General features: G+C 69.5%; 4 protein-coding genes. 1 reads left to right on the plus strand and 3 read right to left on the minus strand.

The window, feature by feature from the left end:
- On the minus strand, window positions 1–641 hold a 641-nt coding region (locus tag V7067_RS15370), incomplete at its 3' end, for a M48 family metalloprotease (protein ID WP_334176782.1).
- A 206-nt stretch (window positions 642–847) separates the two neighbouring features.
- Here V7067_RS15370 and V7067_RS15375 point away from each other — a divergent pair.
- A complete protein-coding gene (locus tag V7067_RS15375) occupies window positions 848–1,006 on the plus strand; it encodes a DUF1674 domain-containing protein (RefSeq protein WP_334176787.1) in 159 nt (52 codons plus the stop codon).
- A gap of 26 nt (window positions 1,007–1,032) precedes the next feature.
- On the opposite strand, the gene mutT is transcribed toward V7067_RS15375, so the two are convergent.
- Both mutT and V7067_RS15385 read right to left on the minus strand, forming a co-directional pair.
- A complete protein-coding gene (gene mutT, locus V7067_RS15380) occupies window positions 1,033–1,437 on the minus strand; it encodes an 8-oxo-dGTP diphosphatase MutT (RefSeq protein ID WP_334176783.1) in 405 nt (134 codons plus the stop codon).
- A 166-nt stretch (window positions 1,438–1,603) separates the two neighbouring features.
- The gene (locus V7067_RS15385) at window positions 1,604–2,527 is read right to left on the minus strand and encodes a lipid kinase (protein WP_334176784.1); all 924 of its coding nucleotides are present in this window, start codon (window positions 2,525–2,527) and stop codon (window positions 1,604–1,606) included.
- Window positions 2,528–2,675 lie beyond the last annotated feature (148 nt).

The raw sequence follows: 2,675 nt of genomic DNA on the forward strand, positions 1-2,675 counted from the left end.
GGATTGCCGCAGATCTGCGCGCCCATGCGGTCGGCGGCATATTCGCGGGTGCGGCTGATCGCCATCTGCACCAGCATGGCAGCAAGCGGCGCCACGATCATGGCCACCAGCGTGCCGATCCAGCCGGTCTGGTTGTTCTCGCGGTTGCCGCCGAAGAAGAAGGCGAAGTTCGCCAGCATCGAGATCGCGCCGGCCATGGTGGCCGTCAGCGTCATGATGAGGGTGTCGTGGTGCTTCACATGGGCGAGTTCGTGGGCCATCACGCCGGCCACCTCCTCGCGCGTCAGCAGATTGAGCAGGCCGGTGGTGGCCGCAACCGCGGCATTCTGCGGGTTGCGCCCGGTGGCGAAGGCGTTCGGCTGCGCCTCGTTGATGATGTAGACGCGCGGCATCGGCAGGCCGGCCCGCGCGGCAAGATCGTGGACGAGGGCATAGAAATCCGGCGCGCTGCGGGCATCCACCTCCACGGCGTTGTACATGCGCAGCACCAGCCGGTCCGCGTTCCAGTAGCCGATCAGGTTGGTGACGGCGGCAACGGCGAGTGCGATCATCATGCCGCTGCTCCCGCCGATGACATAGCCCACGCCCATGAAAAGGGCGGTGAGGGCTGCAAACAGCATTGCAGTGCGGATCATGTTCACAGGTCGCGATCTCCCTTCAGCATGGCGGCCGGGCCTGTCCTCGCCGGCCGCGGCGCCTTATATGATGGGAGTGCGCAGGGCCGGCTGCAAGTTGTGCGCAGGCCGCCGCCATCCGGGAGACGACTGCCTTGAGCGAGAGCGAACCGAATCAGACGGCCGCCGGCCAGACCGACACGCCCGTTTCTGCCCCGCGCGATCCGGCGACCCTGCCGCCGGCCGCCCGCCGGGCGCTGGAAGAGGCCGAAGCCCGCCGGGCCGCTGCCGCGCAGGCTGCCGCGCTGCCGCGCGAGATCAACGGTCGCGACGGACCGGAGCCGGTGCGCTTCGGCGACTGGGAAGTGAAGGGCATTGCCTGCGATTTCTGAGGGCTTCGCGCCCTCCGCCGCCGTCCTCAGCCGATGTGGGCGATGATCGGGGCGATGAGCGGCAGGTCTGCCGGCGGCATCGGCCAGTCGTAGAGGGTCGCGGGCGCCACCCATTTCAGCGCCTGCCCCTCGCGTCCTTCCGGCGTGCCCTGCCAGCGCCGGCATGACCACAGCGGCATCATCAGGTGGAAGTCGTCATAGGCGTGGCTGGCGAACGTCAGCGGCATCAGGTCGTCGTGGCGCACGCTGAGGCCCAGTTCCTCCTGCAGCTCGCGCACGAGGCAGGCTTCCGGCCGTTCGCCCGGCTCCACCTTGCCGCCGGGAAATTCCCACAGTCCGGCCAGTGATTTGCCCTCCGGCCGCTGCGCGATCAGAACCTCTCCCTGCGAATTGATGAGGGCGCAGGCAGCAACCAGCACGAGACGGGTCATTCGGCAGTTCCTGATCGGAGGGCGGCGCAGCACGCCCCGGGGCAGGGGACGATGGCAGGCCTGATAAGGCGTATCAGCCGCCCTTTAAGCCTTTTGCCGGCGCCGGGGAATAGCCGGCAGCCACGGCCGCGCGCCTTTTCCCGGCAATCTGCGTCCCGTCCTCCGTTCAGGCCGGCGTGCGGGGCTGGCGGAACGGCCAGCCGGCGGGCCGCGGCGGGGGGCAGTAGATCTCCAGCGCCCCGCGCTCCACGCTGAACACCGCCGGCGTTTCGGTGGTGATCTCGCCATCGGTGTTGACCGGCCGCGGCGTGCGGGTTTCCACCCGCACATGATGGCCGCGGAAGGTCCGGGTATAGGGGCTCATGTCGTGCAGGCCGAAGCGCACGGCGAAGGCGGCCTGCACGAGGTGCAGCACCGTATCGGCATCGATGGCGAACACATCCAGCATGCCGTCGTCGATGCGCGGATCGGTGCCGACCCGCATGCCGCCGCCGAATCGCACGCCGTTGCCGACCGTGACCTGAATCGTTTTCAGCCGGGTGGTCTGGCCATCGGTGGTGATCCACACCGTGAAGCGCCGGGTGCAGGCGCGAAAGGCGCGGAACACCGTGACCACATAGCTCAGCGCCCTGAGGCGGCGCTTCAGCTCCGGATCCTGATGCTGCGCCACGGAAACCGGCAGGCCGAGACTGGCGGCGTTGACGAACACCCGGTCGTTGACATGGCCGAGGTCGATGCGCTGGCTGTGGCCTTCCGCGATCACCCGCGCTGCCGTCGCCCCGATGGGGATGGACAGGGTGTGGGCGAGGTCATTGGCGGTGCCGAACGGCAGCAGGCCGAAAGGCCGGCGCGTTTCGGCCAGCGCCTGTGCGGCCGCGTTCACGGTGCCGTCGCCGCCTGCCAGCACCACCGCGCCGAATTGTCCGCCGCGCTGGCGGATGATGGCATCGAGGGCGGCGGGGCTCGCCGGCTGCGTCAGCTCCACGGCGATGCCGGCTTCCGCAAAGATCTGCAGGGCAGCATCAAGGCCGGCCGCGGCCCGCCCGCTGCGCGGGTTGGCAATGAGCAGGATCGAAGTCGGCGCAGCCATGGCGGCTCCTCGTGAAGCGGGTCTGCGAAGCGCGCGGCAGACGCCCGCACGATGAAGCCGGCCGGTGCCCGGCAAGGCCGGCCCGCGCATGCGCCTTTAATATGGCCCTGCACAGGCCGGCGGAAAGGCCCGCGGCTGTGCTTTCCGG

The sequence above is a fragment of the Pseudoxanthobacter sp. genome, assembly GCF_036822375.1.
GTDB lineage: Bacteria > Pseudomonadota > Alphaproteobacteria > Rhizobiales > Segnochrobactraceae > Pseudoxanthobacter.

Bases quoted from the DNA above. Each gene is read 5' to 3' on its own strand.
- mutT (WP_334176783.1), bottom strand. From the start codon at position 1,437: ATGACCCGTCTCGTGCTGGTTGCTGCCTGCGCCCTCATCAATTCGCAG.
- V7067_RS15385 (WP_334176784.1), bottom strand. From the start codon at position 2,527: ATGGCTGCGCCGACTTCGATCCTGCTCATTGCCAACCCGCGCAGCGGG.